General features: G+C 69.6%; 15 protein-coding genes. 11 read left to right on the forward strand and 4 right to left on the reverse strand.

What is annotated here, in order from left to right:
* Window positions 1-1,280, reverse strand: a 1,280-nt coding sequence (locus tag NL1_RS18770; RefSeq protein WP_373862572.1) for a UvrD-helicase domain-containing protein, incomplete at its 3' end; no start/stop codon positions are given.
* 202 nt (window positions 1,281-1,482) lie between these two features.
* Here NL1_RS18770 and NL1_RS18775 point away from each other — a divergent pair.
* The 10 genes from NL1_RS18775 (at window position 1,483) to mtnC (ending at window position 11,515) form a co-directional block, all read left to right on the forward strand.
* On the forward strand, window positions 1,483-2,259 hold the full coding sequence (locus tag NL1_RS18775; RefSeq protein ID WP_067841115.1) for an alpha/beta fold hydrolase: 777 nt from the start codon (window positions 1,483-1,485) through the stop codon (window positions 2,257-2,259).
* A gap of 66 nt (window positions 2,260-2,325) precedes the next feature.
* A complete protein-coding gene (locus tag NL1_RS18780) occupies window positions 2,326-2,646 on the forward strand; it encodes an MGMT family protein (RefSeq protein WP_067841189.1) in 321 nt (106 codons plus the stop codon).
* A gap of 9 nt (window positions 2,647-2,655) precedes the next feature.
* Window positions 2,656-3,405, forward strand: coding sequence for a VOC family protein (locus NL1_RS18785; RefSeq protein WP_067841116.1), 750 nt, complete (start codon window positions 2,656-2,658; stop codon window positions 3,403-3,405).
* Window positions 3,406-3,502: 97 nt separating this feature from the next.
* Window positions 3,503-5,242: an NTP transferase domain-containing protein gene (locus NL1_RS18790; protein WP_084510738.1), complete on the forward strand. Its 1,740-nt coding sequence runs from the start codon at window positions 3,503-3,505 to the stop codon at window positions 5,240-5,242.
* Window positions 5,243-5,365: 123 nt separating this feature from the next.
* Entirely contained in the window at window positions 5,366-5,533 is a 168-nt protein-coding gene (locus NL1_RS37710) for a hypothetical protein (protein WP_156094935.1), read from the forward strand.
* A 192-nt stretch (window positions 5,534-5,725) separates the two neighbouring features.
* Entirely contained in the window at window positions 5,726-8,038 is a 2,313-nt protein-coding gene (locus tag NL1_RS18795) for an arylsulfatase (RefSeq protein WP_067841118.1), read from the forward strand.
* Window positions 8,039-8,167: 129 nt separating this feature from the next.
* On the forward strand, window positions 8,168-8,515 hold the full coding sequence (locus NL1_RS18800; protein ID WP_067841119.1) for a DUF1330 domain-containing protein: 348 nt from the start codon (window positions 8,168-8,170) through the stop codon (window positions 8,513-8,515).
* Window positions 8,516-8,595: 80 nt separating this feature from the next.
* On the forward strand, window positions 8,596-10,263 hold the full coding sequence (locus NL1_RS18805; protein ID WP_067841192.1) for a bifunctional S-methyl-5-thioribose-1-phosphate isomerase/methylthioribulose 1-phosphate dehydratase: 1,668 nt from the start codon (window positions 8,596-8,598) through the stop codon (window positions 10,261-10,263).
* On the forward strand, window positions 10,260-10,835 hold the full coding sequence (locus NL1_RS18810; protein ID WP_067841121.1) for a 1,2-dihydroxy-3-keto-5-methylthiopentene dioxygenase: 576 nt from the start codon (window positions 10,260-10,262) through the stop codon (window positions 10,833-10,835). The genes NL1_RS18805 and NL1_RS18810 overlap by 4 nt, the downstream gene beginning before the upstream one ends.
* On the forward strand, window positions 10,832-11,515 hold the full coding sequence (gene mtnC / locus NL1_RS18815; protein ID WP_067841123.1) for an acireductone synthase: 684 nt from the start codon (window positions 10,832-10,834) through the stop codon (window positions 11,513-11,515). Before NL1_RS18810 ends, mtnC begins: the two co-directional genes overlap by 4 nt.
* A gap of 48 nt (window positions 11,516-11,563) precedes the next feature.
* Here mtnC and NL1_RS18820 read toward each other — a convergent pair whose 3' ends face one another.
* The 3 genes from NL1_RS18820 to NL1_RS18830 form a co-directional block, all read right to left on the reverse strand.
* Window positions 11,564-12,505, reverse strand: coding sequence for a hypothetical protein (locus NL1_RS18820; protein ID WP_067841194.1), 942 nt, complete (start codon window positions 12,503-12,505; stop codon window positions 11,564-11,566).
* 409 nt (window positions 12,506-12,914) lie between these two features.
* Window positions 12,915-13,775, reverse strand: a complete 861-nt coding sequence (locus NL1_RS18825; RefSeq protein ID WP_084510739.1) for a helix-turn-helix transcriptional regulator — start codon at window positions 13,773-13,775, stop codon at window positions 12,915-12,917.
* A 455-nt stretch (window positions 13,776-14,230) separates the two neighbouring features.
* A complete protein-coding gene (locus tag NL1_RS18830; RefSeq protein ID WP_373862573.1) occupies window positions 14,231-14,635 on the reverse strand; it encodes a DUF1905 domain-containing protein in 405 nt (134 codons plus the stop codon).
* A gap of 420 nt (window positions 14,636-15,055) precedes the next feature.
* Here NL1_RS18830 and NL1_RS18835 point away from each other — a divergent pair, with 420 nt between their 5' ends.
* The gene (locus tag NL1_RS18835) at window positions 15,056-18,811 is read left to right on the forward strand and encodes a nitrate reductase subunit alpha (protein WP_067841124.1); all 3,756 of its coding nucleotides are present in this window, start codon (window positions 15,056-15,058) and stop codon (window positions 18,809-18,811) included.
* The last annotated feature ends 1 nt before the right edge of the window (window position 18,812 follow it).

Here is an 18,812-nt window from a genome sequence, read left to right on the forward strand (position 1 = left end):
AGCGGCACGTCCAGCGCGGGCTGCCGCACCGGCACGCCCGCCGCCAGCAGCGCGCGCCGCAAGGGCGCGAGCGAGAGCGGCACCGAGCGGACGATCACCGCCATCTCCGACCAGGGCACCCCGCCGGTCAGGTGGGCGCGCCGCAAATGGTCGGCGATCAGCGCGGCCTCCTTGGCGGGCGTGGCGAGCACGCGGACACGGACCGCGGCGCCGTCGTCCTCCAGTCGCGCCGCGCGGTCGGGCAGCGGAAACCGTTGTGGCGCACTACCCGGCAACCTGGCCGCGACCCGCGCGACGGCCAGCTGCACCTGGGCGCCGGATCGGTGGTTGTGCCGCAACACGATTCGCCGGTCGTCCGGTGCGCCGGGATCGGCGGCGAACCGCGGATCGGCGCCGCGGAAGGCGAAGACACCCTGGTCCGGATCACCCGCGACGACCGCGCAGTGCGCCGCCGCCCCTATGACGCGGACCAGGGTCGCGGCCTGCGGATCGAGGTGCTGCGCGTCGTCGACCAGCAGGTAATCGATCCTGGACCGTTCAGAGGCAAGCAGATTCGCGTCGGCGGCCAGCGCGTCCAAGGCCGCGCCGATCAGTTCCGCGGCGTCCAGCGCCGGCGCGGTGGCCTCCGGCGCCTCGACGCCGACCGACCAGCGCAGCAGCATGGCCTGCTCGTAGCGTTCCGCGAAGCGGCCCGCCGCCACCCACTCCGGCTTACCGTGCTCGCGGCCGAGCGCCACCAGATCCTCCGGGCCGACACCGCGTTCGGTGGCCCGGAGCATGAGGTTGCGCAACTGCTCGGCGAACCCGGCGAGACCCAGCGCGGGCTGCAACCGCTCCGGCCACAGACCGGTCGCGCCGCCGGCGATGTCGGCGAGGTCGCCGCGCAGCATCTCGCGCAGCACGGCATCCTGTTCGGCACCGGTCAGCAAACGCGGCGGCGGGTTGCCGTGCACGGCCGCGTGCCTGCGCAGCACGGCGAACGCGTAGGAGTGCAGGGTGCGCACCAGCGGCTCCCTGGTGGCGCCGGGCACGCCGCCCTCGGCGTCGGGGCCGGTTCCACTCAGTCGCGCGGTGATGGCGTCGCGCACGGCGGCCGCCGCCTGCTTCGAATGGGTGAGGAGCAGCACCGATTCCGGATCCGCTCCGGCACCGAGGCGTGCGGCCGCGAGATCGGTCAGCAGCGCGGTCTTGCCGGTCCCCGGCCCGCCGAGCACCTGCCACGGCCGCCATCCCGGGCGCGCGGGACCGGCACCCGCCATCGCCTCTAGCAGCGGGCGCACCTCGGCCCCCCAGAGTCGCGCTCGGGGCGCCGCCGCGTTCCGGCGAACAAGTCGCACCGCGCTATCCGATCGCACCACGTCGGCTATTGCAACAGACGGGTGCGACACGCCGTGGGCCCGCTCCGGCCGGACGTTGTCCACGTCACGCCGCGGTCGCGGCCCTTCCGAGCGGACCTGCCGCCACACCCGACAGAATGGCCGGGTGTCAACTCTCCACGTTCACCGCTTCGGTCCCGCCGAGGGACCGGCCGTGCTCGCCCTGCACGGGCTGACCGGGCACGGCCACCGCTGGGCCGGGCTGGCCGCCGAGCATCTTCCCGATGTCCGCGTCGTGGCGCCGGACCTGCGCGGACACGGCCGGTCGACGGCGCTGCCGCCGTGGGATTTCGAGACCATCGTCGCCGATCTCGTCGAGTTGCTCGCCGCCGAGGCCGACGGGCCGGTGCTGGTGGTCGGCCATTCCTTCGGCGGCGCGGTCGGCGTGCACCTGGCCGCCCGCCATCCGGAACTGGTGCGCGGGCTCGTCCTGCTCGATCCCGCGATCGCGGAGGACGCGAGCCTGCTCTCCGACATCGCGGCCCGCACCATCGCGCACCCCGACTACGCCGATCTCGACCACGCGCGCCGGGACAAACTTGCCAGCGCCTGGCACGACGTCGAACCCCGGCTGCTCGAGGCCGAGCTCGCCGAGCACCTGACGCCCACCGAACACGGCCGGGTCGGCTGGCGGCTGAGCCTGCCCGCCGTCATCTCCTACTGGGGCCAGCTGGCCCGCGCGTTCGTGCTGCCGCCGGCCGACCTGCCGACCGTGCTGGTGCAGGCGATGAAGGTACAGCCGCCGTTCGTGACGGCCGAGTTCCGCGCCGCGCTCACCGCGCATCTCGGGCCGCGGCTGACGGTGCACGAATTCGACTGCGACCACATGGTGGCCCAGGCGCGTCCGGCCGAGACCGCGGCCCTGATCCGCGCGGCCCTGTAGGAGTTCCCCGGCCCCGGCCGTGCGGGTGCTGTTGACGGACCCTGTCCGGCAGTGCACATTGGTCCGGTGCCGACCTCCGACGCCGATATCGAACGGGTCCGCGAACTCGTCGCAGGCATTCCGGCAGGCAAGGTCGCCACCTACGGCGACATCGCCGCCGCGGTCGGGCTCTCCACCCCGCGGACGGTCGGCTGGATCATGCGCACCGATGCCGCCGATCTGCCGTGGCACCGCGTGCTCGGCGCGGGCGGCAAGCCCGCCGCGCACCTGGCCGACCGCCAGCTGCGGCTGCTCGCGGCCGAAGGCGTGCCGATCAGGGACGGCCGGGTGGATCTGCGCGCAGCGCGTTTCCGGTTTCCCGAACTTCCGGATCCACCAAGGCGTTAACGTGGAATCATGTCCACCCGCCTGGCGTGTGTCGTGTTCGCCGCGCAGCGGCCGCGCATCGTCGCGAAGTTCTGGGCGCAGCTGCTCGGCTGGGCGGTGACGGTCGACAGGGCCGACCAGGTCGATGTCGCCGCGCCCGACCCCGACGGCCTGGACATCGCGCTGACGTTCCTGCCGACGCACACCGCGAAGAGCGGCAAGAATCGTCTACACCTCGACCTGGCCAGCCGTTCGCTGGACCATCAGCGCGTCCAGGTGGACCGGGCGCTCGTGCTCGGCGCGCGGCGCGTCGACATCGGCCAGGGCGGCGTGCCGTGGGTGGTGCTCGCCGATCCCGAGGGCAACGAGTTCTGCGTGCTGGAACCGCGGGAGCAGTACGTGGACACCGGCGCGGTGGCGGCCATCGTGGTGGACACCCAGCAGCCCGCACGGCTGGCGGAGTTCTGGTCGACCGCCTCGGGCTGGCCGATCACACACTCCGACGCCCAGGTAACCGGTCTGCGTTCCGCGACGGGTCTCGGATCCTGGCTGGAGTTCGTCCGCACCCCGGAGGCGAAGCGCGGACGCAACCGGCTGCACCTCGATCTCGCGGCGTTCCCCACCGACGATCCCGCGCACGAGGTGGCGCGGTTGCGGGCGGCGGGCGCCGTCCCGGTCGACGCGGGCGCGATCGGCGGCATGCCGGGCACCGTGCTCGCCGACCCCGAGGCCAACGAGTTCTGCCTGCTGCGCCGATCGCCCCACCTGTCCCGGGTCTGAGGGGCGGGATCACGCCGCCGACGGCCTGCCTTTACCGTCCACCCCGCGCCCGAATTAGCATTTCGGACATGGTGTACCTCGGTTCGGAGCCAATCCGGTGACGGCAGCCGACGCGATCGTGCTCGCGGGCGGGCGGGCCAGCCGCATGGGCGGTGTGGACAAACCCGCGATCGTGATCGGCGGCCGGTCGATGCTGGACGCGGCGCTCAGCGCGGTCGCGGGACGCGGGCACACCGTCGTGGTCGGGCCGCACCGCCCCGAGCTGAAGCCGGAGATCCGGCAGGTTCGCGAGGTGCCGCCGGGCTCGGGCCCGGTCGCCGCGATCGATGCCGGGCTGCGCGCGCTGGCCGGTTCCACGGCGCCGCTGGTGGTGGTGCTCGCCGCGGACATGCCGTTCCTGACGCCCGCGGCCATCAACGAATTGCTCAGGCACGAAGCCGAATCCGGCGCCGAGGCGGTGTTCGCCGCCGACGAGTCCGGCCGCCCGCAGTATCTGATCGGCGTGTGGCGCCGCTCCGCGCTCAATGCCGCACTCGCCGAGCTGGATTCGCTGATCAACCAGCCGATGAAGGCGCTGGTGCCCGCCGACACCGCGATCGTCTGCCTGGCCGGGATCGCCGACTGCGACACCGAGGACGAGGTCCGCAAGGCGCGGGCACGCGCCGCGGACACCACGCCGCTGACGCTCGATGAGGCGCGAAACACGCTGCGCGACAACCTCACCCGGCTCACCATCTACCGGACGGACCTGCCGAGCGTGCGCGGCGCGGCCTTGGCAGCACCGCTCACCGCGGCGGAGGCGCTGCCCCGCTTCGACGTGTCCGCGATGGACGGGTATGCCGTCGCCGGGGACGGGCCGTGGCGGCTGCGGCGCGACATCGGCTTCGCGGGCGGCCAGCGCCCGGTCGGGCTGTTGCCCGGCGAGGCGGTGCGCATCGCCACCGGCGCGCACGTGCCCGACGGCACCACCACCGTGGTCCGTGACGAGTTCGTGCGGGTCGGCGCCGACGGAACCCTGCACCGGCTACCCGACACGCCGATCCGTGACGACATCCGCCGCAGGGGCGAGGACCGCAGTCCCGGCGATCTGGTTGCGCCGGAGGGCACCCCGGTGACCGCCGCGCTGATCTCGGCGGCCGCCAGCGTGGAGGTCACCGAGGCCGCGGTGCGCGGTCCTGTCCGCGCGCGCATCGTGATGACCGGCGACGAGATCCGCAGCGAGGGCCCGTTGCGCGCGGGACAGACCAGGGACTCGATCGGCCCGATCCTGCCCGACCTGCTCGCCGGGTCGGGCATCCGCACGGTCGACCGGGTGCATCTGCGTGACACCCCCAACGGCTTCGACGAAGTCCTCGCCGCCGCCGCCGACTGCGATCTGCTCGTCATCGTCGGCGCGACGGGCGGCGGCGCGGCCGATCAGCTCCGCGGCGCGATCACGCGCGCCGAGGCCCGCGTGCTGGTCCCCCGTCTGCGACTGCGTCCGGGCGGGTCCACCATCGTCGCCGAAACACCGGGCGGCACAACTATTCTGGGTCTTCCGGGAAATCCGTTTGCGGCCGTCGCGACACTGCTGGCGCTCGCGCCCGCCATCGTCGAGGGACGCACCGGAGCGCACCCGGCCCGCACGCCGTCCGGCCCGCTGCACAATGCCGCCGACGTGTCGGGACCGGTCCCGCGCATCGTTCCGGCGCGCATCGCGCCCACCGGCGGCTGGATCGGCGACCCGACCGTGCGCACCGCCCATCTGGGCGGCCTCGTCGACCGCGACGGCCTCGTCGTGGTGCCCGCCGAGGCGTCCGACGGGGTTTCCGTGGAATTCCTCCTTCTGCCGCTCTGAAAAACGGCCGCCGACCGGGGCGGCTCTACATATTTCCACTTTTCCCTTCCCCGATTGATTCCTGCTCGCTATGGTGATTGTCGTTAGGCGAATCAGAATCACTTCGGAAAGGACCGAGTGGAGATGGCTGAAAAGTCGAAGAAAACGCCTAAGAAAATGCCCAAGCAGATGCCGAGGCAGCAGCAACAGCAACAGCAGCGCCAGGAGCAGGGCATGGGCCGATCAGGGCCGAATCCCAACGAGCGCATGGACGATCAGCGCGACCGGGATCGCCGGCACGGCCAAAACTGAATGACTCCGAACTGCGTCTGCCGGTTTCTGCGGAACCGGCAGACGCAGTTTTCTTTGCACCAGCTTCCAATTCCGGCGCCGGACCGGCGCAAAGGCGCCGACGGTAATCCCGGCGACCGTGGGCAGCACGGGTTCCGCGCACCGCGCGCCAAACCCTGGTGAGACATACCTTTCCGGTCGTCTACTGAAAAGATGGCTGTTCCACCCGCTGCGCGCGGTTACGAATCCTTCGGCGGCACCGTCGGCCGCACCGCTGCCGGCTCGGCACCCGAGTGGACCTACCCGCCCGCCGCACCGGAGGGCGCGCCCAACATCGTCGTGGTGCTGGTCGACGACATGGGATACAGCGACATCGGTCCGTTCGGCTCCGAGATCGAGACGCCGACGCTGGATCGGCTGGCCGCCAACGGCGTACGCCTCACCAACTACCACACCACGCCGCTCTGCTCGCCGTCGCGCGCCTCGCTGTTGACCGGAATCAACGCGCACCGGGCCGGTTTCGGCTTCGTCGCCAACGCCGACCCCGGCTACCCGGGACTGCGGCTGGAACTCGCCGACGACGTGCTCACGCTTCCGGAGATCCTGCGCCACAACGGTTACGCCACCTATGCGGTAGGCAAGTGGCATCTGGTGCGCGACGCCACGATGAACCCGGCCGCGCACCGCGACTCGTGGCCGACCCAGCGCGGTTTCGACCGGTACTACGGTTCGCTGGAGGGGCTGAACTCCTTCTACTACCCGAACCAGCTGGTCTCCGACAGCTCGGTGGTGGATGTCGAGGAATACCCGGAGGGCTATTACCTCACCGACGATCTGACCGACAAGGCGATCGGCTACATCAAGGACCTCCGCGCGCACGACGCGAACAAACCGTTCTTCCTCTACTTCGCGCACGTCGCCATGCACGGACCGCTACAGGCCAAGCCCGCGGACCTGGCCAAGTACCGCGGCCGCTACACCGCGGGCTGGGACGAACTGCGCCGGAGCCGGTTCGCCGCTCAGCTGGCCCACGGCCTCTTCCCGCCGGGTACTCAGCAGAAGCCGCGCAATACCGAGCCGGGTTACGAAGCGGCCGAATGGGATTCACTCACCGACGACGAGCGCCGCAGGTACGCCAGGTACATGGAGGTCTACGCCGCGATGGTCGACAGCATCGATCAGAGCGTGGGCCGCATCCTCGACACCCTGGAGCAGCTTGGCGAAGCAGACAACACCATCGTGGTGTTCACCTCCGACAACGGTGGCACCGCCGAGGGCGGACCCGAGGGCACCCGAAGCTATTTCGCCTCGTTCGCGCACATCGACGATCCCGACTGGATCGGCGACGTGCCGCACGACGAGGAGCTGATCGGCACCGAGCGGCTCGGCGTGCACTATCCGCGCGGCTGGGGCCAGGCCTCCAATACGCCGTTCCGGTTCTACAAGGGGCAGACGTTCGCGGGCGGCGTGCGGGTGCCGCTGCTCGTCTCGTGGCCCGAGGGGCTGCCGCGCGCCGCGGGGGACGACGGCATCCGCCACGAGTACGCCTACGTCACCGATCTGGCGCCGACGCTGCTGGAGCTGGCCGGGCTGACCCGGCCCAGCGTGCGCAACGGCCTGCCCGCCAAGGACTTCGACGGCGTTTCGGCCGCCGAACTGTTGCGCGATCCGCTGGCGCCGGCGCGGCACACCGAGCAGTACTCGGAGATGACCGGGCACCGCGGCTTCTACCGGGACGGCTGGAAACTGTTGTCGTTGCACGAACCCGGCGCCGACATCGATGCGCCGCGCTGGCAGCTGTTCGACGTGCGCGCCGATCCGACCGAGCTGCACGATCTTTCCGCGCGATATCCGGACAAGGCCGCCGAGCTGGCCACGGCCTGGGACGAATCCGCTTGGGCCAATACGGTTTTCCCACTGCTTACCCGCCAGGACCTGGCCGCGCGACGCCCCGAGGAAACCCGCTTCGCGGCCCCGGTTCGCCTGCTGGCGGGCACTCCGACGCTGGAGCGCTACCGGTCCCAGCGTCTGATCGCCTACCGCGACTTCGAGATCACCGTCGAGCTGGGCGGTTATCGGCTCGACGACGAGGGTGTGCTGGTGGCGCACGGCGACCCGCTGGGCGGCTATGTGGTGTTCATCGAGAACGGCCGGGTGGTGCTCGGCGTCAACAGCTATGGCGACTACGCCGAGACCGCCACCGAACCGCTCGCGCCCGGCACCGAACGGATCACCGTCCGCGCCGCCGTGCGCCCACGGCTGCGCTGGGATTTCCGCGTCGAGATCCCGGGCGGCCCGGCTGCCGAGCTGACCGACCGGGTGCAGCTGGTCGGCATGTCCCCGTGGACCGGCATCTCTGTCGGAGTGGACGCGCGCGGCCCGGTGTCCTTGGACCTGCGCGAGCGCCGCGGCGCGTTCCGCTACACCGGCGACCTGCGCGCGGTCACCTATACGCCAGGCCCGATCCGCGTGCCGCGCCCGGCCATCGACGCCGTCGAGCGCGAGGCGGAATTCGTCGCCGAATGAAAAATTCCATACCAACGGATCTTTCACGCCCGAGCATTACCTCGCGGGTAATCGACGGGCGGCGCGGGCAGCGATACGTTCGGCGCACCGCTCGCCACGCAGCGGCCCGCCGCCTCGAAGGGACCGATCATGTCCGCGTATGGCTTTGCCCACCTGCGCAGCCGCCGTCCGCACCCGGAGATCTTGGAGTACCTGGAACGCATCCAGGCCACCCTGGACCCGTTCGAGGGCCGGTTCGTGATTCACGGACCACCCGCCGAGGTGGTGGAAGGCGAGTGGCCCGGCAGCATGGTGCTGATCGAGTTCCCGGATCTGGCGCAGGCACGGGCTTGGTACCACTCGCCCGAGTACCAGGCGATCCTGCGCCTGCGAGCCGATCACATCGACGGCGACCTGGTGCTCATCGAGGGCGTCGGGCCGGAGTACGACCCGCGCGAGCGGGCCGCGAAGCTGCGCGCGGAGGCCGCGCAGCGCTGAGCCGGGTGTCGGCCGCCGAGGCCGGTCGGATACCGTTTACCAGGCAGAATGCAGTTCTTCGCGACAAAAGGATGCGCCTGATGGACGACAGTTCCCTGGTCTGGGACGACGGTGCGCTGGTCACCATCGACCAGCGCGGGCTGCCGCACGAGGTGCGGGAGCTGCGCCTCGGCACGGTGGACGAGATCATCGACGCCATCAAGACACTGGCCATTCGCGGCGCGCCAGCCATCGGGATCGCGGGCGCGTTCGGCGTGGTCGTCGCGACCGCCGCGCACACCGTCGACGGCGTCGTCGACGAGGCGCGGGTGCAGGACGAGGCCGACCGCATCGCCGCGGCGCGGCCGACCGCGGTGAATCTGGCGTGGGCCGTGGAGCTGGTCCGCACCCGCATCCCGGCGGGCGCCGACGCGGTGCTCGCGGAGACCCTGGACATGCTGGCCGAGGACGGCCGCGTCAACCGGGCCGCCGCCACGCACGCCGCCGACCTGGTGCAGCGGCTGTGCGAGGACCGGCCGCTGCGGGTGCTGACCCACTGCAACACCGGCCGACTGGCGACCAGCGCGTTCGGCACCGCGATCGGCGCGCTGCGGGTGCTCGCCGAGCGCGGCGCGATCGAGAACGTGCTGGTCGACGAGACCCGCCCGCTGCTGCAGGGTGCGCGGCTGACGGCGTGGGAGCTGGCCGAGGCGGGCATTCCGCACCGGCTGACCATCGATTCGGCCGCCGCGTGGGCGATGGCCACCGGCCAGGTCGACTGCGTGCTGGTCGGCGCGGACCGGGTCACCGCCAACGGCGACGTGGCCAACAAGATCGGCACCTACGCCGTCGCCCTCGCCGCCCACCGGCACGGCATTCCGTTCATCGTGGTGGCGCCGGAATCGACGAGGGACCCGAACACGGCCACCGGCCACGACATCGTCGTGGAGGAGCGAGCCGCGGCCGAGGTGACCGGATTCGGCGGTGTCGCAACGGCTCCCGCGCAGACCGAGGTGTTCAACCCGGCCTTCGACGTGACGCCGAGCGAGCTGGTCACCGCGGTCGTCACCGAGAACGGCGTGGTGTACGGCACGAACGGTGTAGCGGGAGAATCGGATTCGGCGTCCGGAGCCGAGCTCGCCACCATCGCGAAGGAACTCTACGGGCGCGGCTGGATGCCGGGCACCGCGGGCAACCTCTCGGTGCGCGCGGGCGCGACCGCGGTGGTCACCGGCAGCGGGCTGTCGAAAGGCGAGCTGACGCCCCAGGACATGGTGACGGTGTCCATCGAGGACTCCGCACCGCTGCCGGGGCAGCGGCGGAAACCCTCCGCCGAGACCACCATTCACACCGCGGTGTATCGCACCACGAATGCCGCGGCCGTCGTCCACGTGCACTCGCCGTACGCGACCGCGCTGGCGACCGAAGCGGGCGCGGCCGAGCGGGAAACCACCCTGCGCATCACCGGCTTCGAACTCATCAAGGGACTCGGTTCCGCCGACCCGGCGGCGATCGACATTCCGGTGTTCCCCAATTGGCGCGACGTCCCACGCATCGGCGCCGACATCGAACGCCATCTGCGCGACAATCCCACCGCCCCACCGGTGTTGTGCATCGCCGGGCACGGCATCACCACCTGGGGGGAGAATCTCTCCCAGGCACGCGATCGAGCCGAATGCCTGGAGGCCTTGTGCGAACTGATGATTCGCACCGGCCGCAGGCATGCCTTCGCCACCCCCGCCGAGCCACTCGAGATTGGACTGACATGACCCTGCTCCAGGTGATGGCCGCCGACAACGCCGCCGACGTGCGGGTGCGGACCACCGACGACACCGTGATCGCCGCCGAACTCGCCGCGCACGGCATCACGTTCGACCGCTGGCCGGTACTCGACGACGCCACCGCGACGTCCTCGGACGACCTGCTTGCCCACTACACCGACCAGGTCGCCGAGCTGAACGCCTCCGGTCGCTACAAGCACATCGATATCGCGCGCATCCACCCCGACGACGCGAACCCCGAGTGGCCCGCGATCGCCAAGGGCGCCCGCGAGAAGTTTCTGAACGAACATCGGCACGCCGAGGACGAGGTGCGCTACTTCGCTTCGGGGCGCGGCTGCTTCTACCTGCACTTGGGCGAGGAGGTGCTTGCGGTGGTCTGCGAGGGCGGCGACCTGCTCTCGGTTCCCGCGGGCACGCTGCACTGGTTCGACATGGGGACGCACCCCGATTTCATCGCCATCCGCTTCTTCGAAGAGGAGGACGGCTGGATCGGCGACTTCACCGGCGACCGGATCAGCGAGGGCTTCCCCACCCTCGACGAACTGCTCACCGCCTCGTGACCGGCGCGATCGTCCTCGATATCGAGGGCACCACCAGCCCGACCAGTTCCGTGCGCGAGGACCTCTACGGCTACACCCGGGATCGGTTGCCGCAGTGGCTGGCCGACCACAGCGCCGATGCGGCCGCGCCGGTGCTCGCCGGCGCCAGGGAACTGGCCGGACGCCCGGATGCGGACGCCGCCGAGGTGGCCGAGATCCTGCGCGGCTGGCTGGGCTCGGACGTGAAGGCCGAGCCGCTGAAGACCGCGCAGGGACTCATCTGTCACGAGGGCTTCCGCACCGGTGCGCTGCACGGCGAATTCTTCCCCGACGTCGCGCCCGCGCTGGCGGACTGGAAGGCCGCGGGGCTGACGCTGTACGTGTACTCGTCGGGTTCGGTGCGCAATCAGCGCGATTGGTTCGACTTCGCGCGCGGGGGCGAGCTCGGCTCGTTGATCAGCGGGTATTTCGATCTGTCCACCGCGGGGCCGAAGCGCGAAGCCGCGTCCTACGACAAGATCGCGAGCGCGATCGGCGTGCCCGCGGCCGAGATCCTCTTCCTCTCGGACCACCCGGAGGAACTCGACGCGGCCGTCGCGGCGGGATGGTCGGCCGTCGGTGTGCACCGGCCGGGCGAACCGAATCCCCCGCGCCCGCCGCATCGGTGGATCGGCTCGTTCGCGGAGATCGTTCCGACCTGATCGCCCGATTCCGGGCCCTGCCGCCCGGACCGGTCGGGCGCGCCGGTGTCAGGCTCCGGACACTCGCACCTGCGGACGCACGGCGCCTATGCGTCCGTGCTGAACCGTGGCGAAGACCCGGCGCGCGTGCACCGCGACGGGGCTGGTCGACCACGGCGCCAGCGCGGTGGTGAACATCAGCTCGCACCAGGACAGCGTGGGCACCTCACCCGCGGCCAGCGTGGCGATGAGCGACATCTCGGTGTCGTGCCCGTCCCAGGCGGCCAGCAGCCAGGCCGCGTCCAGGCGACCGAGGAACTCGTCGGCGTCCTCCGGCGGGCCGTGCGGCGTGTCCACCGCGAGATGCACCGCGGCGGCGATCGCGTGCCGCATCTTGGCGTCGAGGCCGATGGCGTCGTGCAGCAGCAGCGCCTCGAGCGCCGCGCGCAGTTCCACGCCGTGATCCACCGCTTGCTTCCCGCCGATCGGACCGATGTCTCCTGCATTGCGGATCATGGACAACCTTTCCTCGATGTCGTTGTTCGTATGGGTGTCGACTGCACGTAGATGTCTGCCGAATCTCGGGTCGGAGGCTTCGGTGTCGACCAGACTGACCAGCGCTCCCGGGTTCCAGTCCAGGCTGCCGAAGAGCCGGCACCAATCCAGGGCCGGATTGTCTTCCGAGCAGACCAGATCCAGCACGAGGCCGGAGATGGATGCGGCGCAGGCCAGGGTGACGGTGTCGATGTCCGGTTCGGTCACGGTGAGGCGCAGGGTGGCCTCCGCGTGGCCCGCGTCCGCGCGCACTCGTCCGGCCAGCCACACCGCCCTGTTCGCGGCGGCCATCGCCCCAGCGAAACGATCGCCGTGCGGATTGTCGGCGTCGCCGTCCAGAAACGGCCCGTACCACAGCGCGCGGCCCTCGTCGCCGCAGACCGCGAATGTGCCGTTCGCACAGTTCGCGGCGGCAGCCAACGAGATATGCGGTACCAAACCGATGTCACCAACCATGAGCACTACTCCCCGCAATGTTCGCGCAATCCGTTGTCGTTCGAGATCGCTGCACAGTGTCGCAACTAATTCCCGACCTCGCCGATAAACGGATCAAATACGTTTCCTTGACCGTTGTCCAGGAGAAGTGGAACTTCCCGCGCACCCTGTGAGGTACCTACACCGACCAGTGGAAGTACCGTAGAGCCGGTTCTCGCGAAGAGGCACGGCATATACCCCGCAACACATTTCGACAGCGTAACCCGAACGGCACCTCCCGCTCCCGGCCTTCGCCCGATCAGGTTTCGCCCCAGTCGATTTCGCGCAGGAGTGGTCCCCATGACGCACCGGCGAGACGCCCCACCGAGGCATCGGCGATCGCGCGCGACGCGCTGCGGCGCGACGCGCGCTCCCCGAAAGTCCCCTGCCGCTAGGGGTTTACGGGCGATCGAGCGCCGTGGGAGCCGCTGACCGCGGCCCGTCGGGCGATGCTCGGCGGCGCAGGCTGCGGCGTGCGGATGCCGAGGAAGAATTGAATCCGGCCCGGGTGGCTCCCGGAATCCACCCGGAACAGCTGCACGTCCAGGCTGAAGTGCTCGCCCGTTTCGATATCGCGCAGCCGCATTTGCGGGCTTTCCCTGCCGTACGCGGTTCCACCCGACGCCCACATCCTGCGGAATTCCGGATACCGACCGAGTTCGGCGAGCAATTCGGTGGACCAGTCGCCGCCGCCGGACTGCCCGATGAGTCCGCGCAGCCAGTCCACGGTTAGCGCGGCCTCGCGCTCCCAGTCGACCATCACCCGCTTGGACATCTCGTTGCCGAAGAACCACCGCAGGATGTTCACGTCCTCCACCAGGCCGGGGAAGGCCGCCGCGTAGGCCGCATTGCAGGACAGGACGTTCCACCGGGTGTCCAGGTAGCCCGCCGCGTTCGGCTCGTGCACCTCGAGACCGCTGCGCATGTCCTCGGTGATCTCGGCGCGCAACTGAGCGACCGTCGGCGCCGAGGCCTCGGACAGCCCTGCCAGGTCGAACAGGTGCCTGCGCTCGGCGTCGGAGAGCGGCGCGACCCGGTGCAGATATCCGATGAGCGCCTCGACCACCGCTTTGGTCGGGTGCGCTCGGTCACCGCCCTCCAGGTGGGTGATATAGCTGGAACTCACCCCCGCTGCGAATGCCAGCTTTTCCCTGGATACCCGCCGGTCGTCGCGGAATCTGCGCAACAGCCCGCCGAAGGTGGGCGGTCGCAGCAGATCTCCTGGGCTGGCTTCGGTCGACTTGCGTGACACAGCTATTCGCTCCTATGAAACCGTAGATGTATCAACCGGTTGGCTACTTCCGGGCGGCAGCGGTGTCGAATCTTCCGAGTCGACTGCACCGCGTCCACCAGGGGGTTGTCCATGGCTCCAATCGTCATTGATCCAGGCTGTTACCTACAGCGGACGACATTAACTGATATCCGTTCTTTATATTCTGTACAAGCTTCGTGTCATGGCTACATTTCAGCAATCTTCATGGCTGCGAAAATCGACCTCCAGCACTACCATTCACAGTGTCGTCCACTGGTTCCTCGGATCGGCGAGTTGCCCAATCGAGCGCCCACGCGAGCGAGTCGGCAATTTTTCCAACCGGTCGGTTTTCACCCCCGAAAAGTCACTACCACCCACGAACATTCGAGCAACCCCGATTTCCCGGACCGGAAAGGCGGCCGAGGCCGGAAAGAATCGCCGCACGAGCCTGCGCTTCATCCGGTTGCAGCGACCGCCTCGTCGATCCGCCGCGCGCGCGTCCGCGGGCGTTCGGCCGACTCGATCACGCCGACAGCCGTCCGCGCGCCCGCCGCGGCCATGGCGGCCGCCGGTTCCTCAGGCATCTCGGCCGTCCGCTCGGCGGTGTCGCGGCGCACGGTGACCACAACGGTGTCGCCAGGCCCCTTGCCGAGCCGCTCGCGGGTCGCCTTCAGCATGCCGAGGCACGGGCCGCCGACCATCGACACGATCGAGCCGGTGCACTTGATGCCGTCGAAAGTGGCCGGGACCGGAATCCGTCCTCCGCCACCAAGCGCTGTCACCACGTCGGGCATCGCGATGAACGCCCCGCGCGGTCTCGATGCAGGCCTCGAATCACTGCATACGCGCAGCGTAATCACCGCACCCTGGACCACCGCCGATTCGGCGGCAAACTATCGGCGAACCACGCGAGTCTGGACGAATCAGGGGTCGACATGGTAGCCACGTGGGTAGTGGGCGGCACCACAATTCGGCCCCGTCGAACCCGCCGCGTTGTGTTAACGATTGTAAACCGCCCGAGAACCCCCGGTTTCCAAAGCTTCACCGACAAGGCCCCGATACGTCCGCCCACTCCCGCATTTCGGCCGGTCAGCCCAAATCGGCCCAGGTCACGTGAATGTCATCGGCGGTCGACCGCTACCGCCCAGTGACCGGCACGTTGCGGCGACCTCACAACTCACCGGCGCCCTCCGAGCGCTGTGAGAGAATCGTTTGGCCGCGCGTCTTCACCTCCTTACAGTCGGTGCAACAGCCCGATTTCACAGCTCGAAGGGGGCGTCGTGGTTAACTCACGCACTCATGTTTCGACACCCTCCGATCCGGCGGGCCCGCATTCCTCCGACGCCGGTGACGCATTGCTCCGGCTGGGCAAGTACTTTCAGCGCGGCGAGATCTCCGCGGACCAGCGCAGCCTGCACAAGGTCGGCGGCCGCGAGGCCGACGACTTCTACCGCGACCGCTGGGCGCACGACAAGGTGGTCCGCTCCACCCATGGCGTGAACTGCACCGGCTCGTGCTCCTGGAAGATCTACGTCAAGGACGGCGTGATCACCTGGGAATCGCAGCAGACCGACTACCCCTCGGTCGGCGCGGACAAGCCCGAGTACGAACCGCGCGGCTGTCCGCGCGGCGCGTCCTTCTCCTGGTACACCTACTCCCCCGCGCGGGTGCGCTACCCGTATGTGCGCGGCACCCTGCTCGAGCTGTACCGCGAGGCCAAGGAACGGCTCAAGGATCCCGTGCTGGCCTGGGAGTCCATCGTGGAGGACCCGGAGAAGGCCAAGCGCTACAAGTCCGCCCGCGGTAAGGGTGGTTTCGTGCGCGCCGAGTGGTGGGAGGCCGCCGAGATCGCCGCGGCCGCGCACGTGCACACCATCAAGCGCTACGGACCCGACCGGGTCGCGGGCTTCTCGCCCATTCCGGCCATGTCGATGGTCAGCCACGCGGTCGGCGCTCGGTTCATCTCGATGCTCGGCGGATCGATGCTGTCGTTCTACGACTGGTACGCCGACCTGCCGGTGGCCTCGCCGCAGGTGTTCGGCGACCAGACCGACGTGCCGGAATCGGCCGACTGGTTCGACGCGGGCTACCTCATCATGTGGGGCTCCAACGTGCCCGTTACCAGGACCCCGGACGCGCACTATATGACCGAGGCCCGCTACCGCGGCCAGAAGGTGGTCGTGGTCTCCCCCGACTACGCCGACAACACCAAGTTCGCCGACGAGTGGGTGCCCGCGCGGCCGGGAACCGATGCGGCGCTTGCCATGTCGATGGGTCACGTGATCCTGAAGGAGTTCTTCCTCCAGCGCGACACCCCGCGGTTCCTGGACTACGTCAAGCGCTACACCGATCTGCCGTACCTGGTCTGCCTGGACGATCCGGAAGGCTGGGACGCCGAGGGCGTCTACCACCACGACGGCGCGCTGGCGGGCAAGTTCCTCACCGCCGCCGATCTCGGCGAGAACGTCGAGGGCGCGGAGCACAAGCCCGTGCTGCTGGACGACGCCGGAAATCCCGTGGTGCCCAACGGTTCCCTCGGCCACCGCTTCGCCGAGGGCGACGCGGGCAAGTGGAACCTGGACCTGGGCGACGTCGACCCGCTGCTGAGTCTGTACGGCGCGGAGGGCAATCAGCCCGTCGCGGTGCGGCTGCCGCGCTTCGACACCGACAAGGCGGGCGTGCTGCTGCGCGGCGTGCCCACGATCACCGTCGCGGGCAAGCGCGTGACGACCGTGTTCGATCTGCTGCTCGCGCAGTACGGCGTCGGGCGCGACGGACTCCCCGGCGAATGGCCGACGGGATACGACGACGCGTCCACCCCGTACACCCCCGCCTGGCAGGAGACCATCACCGGTGTCCCGGCCAAGCAGGCCGAGCGCATCGCGCGCGAATTCGCCGACAACGCCGATCGTTCCGGCGGACGCTCGATGATCCTGATGGGCGCGGGCACCAACCACTGGTTCCACTCCGACCAGATCTACCGCGCCTTCTTCACTCTCACGCTGCTCACCGGCTGCCAGGGCGTGAACGGCGGCGGCTGGGCGCATTACGTCGGGCAGGAGAAGTGCCGTCCGGTGACCGGTTGGGCCACACTGGCTTTCGGTCTGGACTGGCAGCGTCCGCCGCGCCAGATGCAGGGCACCGTGTTCTGGTACCTGACCAACGATCAGTGGCGCTACGACCCGTTCACCGCGCAGTCGTTCGCCTCGCCACTCGGCAAGGGCGCGTTCGCCGGCCGCACCGCGGCCGACAACATCGCGCTGGCCAGCAGGCTCGGCTGGATGCCGAGCTACCCGACCTTCAACCGCAACCCGCTCGACCTCGTCGACGAGGCCGAGGCCGCGGGCGCCACCCCGGCCGACCACGTGGTGGCCGGGCTGAAGTCGGAAGAACTGCGCTTCGCCTGCGAGGACCCGGACGACCCGGAGAACTTCCCGCGCTGCCTGACCGTCTGGCGCGCGAACCTGCTCGGCTCCTCCGGTAAGGGCAACGAGTACTTCCACAAGCACCTGCTCGGCGCGGACTCCAACCTGCAGACCACCGATGCGACCGGCGTGCGGCCGCAGGAGCTGGTCTGGCGCGACGAGGCGCCGTCCGGAAAGCTGGATCTGCTGCTCTCCCTGGACTTCCGGATGACGAGCACCACACTGTTCTCCGACATCGTGCTGCCCGCGGCGACCTGGTACGAGAAGCACGATCTCTCCTCCACCGACATGCACCCGTTCGTGCACGCCTTCTCCCCGGCCATCTCCCCGCCGTGGGAGGCCAAGACCGATTTCGAGGCGTTCCACCGGATCGCCCGCGGCTTCTCCTGGATGGCCGAGAAGCACCTGGGCAAGCGCAAGGACATCGTCGCGGTGCCGTTGCAGCACGACTCGCCCGATGCTCTGGCGCAGGCGGGCGGACGCGTGCTGGACTGGAAAGCCGGTGAGTGCGAGCCGATTCCGGGCAAGACCATGCCGAAGCTCGTCGTGGTCGAGCGGGACTACCCGAAGGTGGCCGAGAAGATGGCCGCGCTCGGACCGCTGGTCGACACCCTCGGCCTCACCACCAAGGGCGTCACGACCTATCCCGACCAAGAGGTCGAGTACCTGGCCGGGATGAACGGCACCGTGGTCTCGGGCGTGGCGCAGGGTCGCCCGTCGCTGGCCAAGGACACCCACGCCGCCGAGGCCATTCTGGCGCTCTCCGGCACCACCAACGGCCGCCTCGCCGTCGAGGGCTTCGAGGCGCTGGAGCGCCGCACGGGCACCAAGATGGCCGACCTGGCCGCCGAGCACGAAGGCAAGCGAATCACCTTCGCCGACACCCAAGCTCGGCCGGTGCCGGTGATCACCTCGCCGGAATGGTCGGGCAGCGAGACCGGCGGGCGCAGGTACTCGCCGTTCACCATCAACACCGAACGACTCAAGCCCTGGCACACCCTCACCGGTCGCCAGCACTTCTACCTCGACCACGACTGGATGATCGAGCTCGGCGAGCAGCTGCCGATCTTCCGTCCGCCGCTGGACATGACCGCGCTGTTCAGCGAGCCCGGCGTGGGCTCGGTGACCGAGAAGGGCGTCACCGTGCGGTATCTGACGCCACACTCGAAGTGGTCGATCCACTCCGCCTACCAGGACAACCTGCACATGCTCACGCTCTCGCGCGGCGGTCAGTCGATCTGGATGTCGGACAAGGACGCCGCGAAGATCGGTGTGGCCGACAACGATTGGATCGAGGCGATCAACCGCAACGGCATCGTGGTCGCCCGCGCCATCGTCTCGCACCGCATGCCGGAGGGCACCGTGTTCATGTACCACGCCCAGGACCGCGCGGTGGACGTGCCGCGCATCGAGGGCACCCCCGAGGTGAACGACGCGCGCGGCAAGCGCGGCGGCATCCACAACGCCCTCACCCGGATCATGATCAAGCCCTCGCATCTCATCGGCGGGTACGCCCAACAGTCCTTCGCGCTGAACTACCACGGCCCCACCGGTAATCAGCGCGACGAGGTGACGACCATTCGCAAGCGGTCGCAGAAGGTGGAGTACTGAT

This window comes from Nocardia lijiangensis NBRC 108240 (assembly GCF_001613045.1).
In the GTDB taxonomy this organism is placed as follows: domain Bacteria; phylum Actinomycetota; class Actinomycetes; order Mycobacteriales; family Mycobacteriaceae; genus Nocardia; species Nocardia lijiangensis.

Coding starts and splice junctions, on each gene's coding strand:
- NL1_RS18805 (WP_067841192.1), top strand. CDS start 8,596: ATGGACGACAGTTCCCTGGTCTGGGACGACGGTGCGCTGGTCACCATC.
- NL1_RS37710 (WP_156094935.1), top strand. CDS start 5,366: ATGGCTGAAAAGTCGAAGAAAACGCCTAAGAAAATGCCCAAGCAGATG.
- NL1_RS18785 (WP_067841116.1), top strand. CDS start 2,656: ATGTCCACCCGCCTGGCGTGTGTCGTGTTCGCCGCGCAGCGGCCGCGC.
- NL1_RS18795 (WP_067841118.1), top strand. CDS start 5,726: ATGGCTGTTCCACCCGCTGCGCGCGGTTACGAATCCTTCGGCGGCACC.
- NL1_RS18820 (WP_067841194.1), bottom strand. CDS start 12,505: ATGGTTGGTGACATCGGTTTGGTACCGCATATCTCGTTGGCTGCCGCC.
- NL1_RS18810 (WP_067841121.1), top strand. CDS start 10,260: ATGACCCTGCTCCAGGTGATGGCCGCCGACAACGCCGCCGACGTGCGG.
- NL1_RS18800 (WP_067841119.1), top strand. CDS start 8,168: ATGTCCGCGTATGGCTTTGCCCACCTGCGCAGCCGCCGTCCGCACCCG.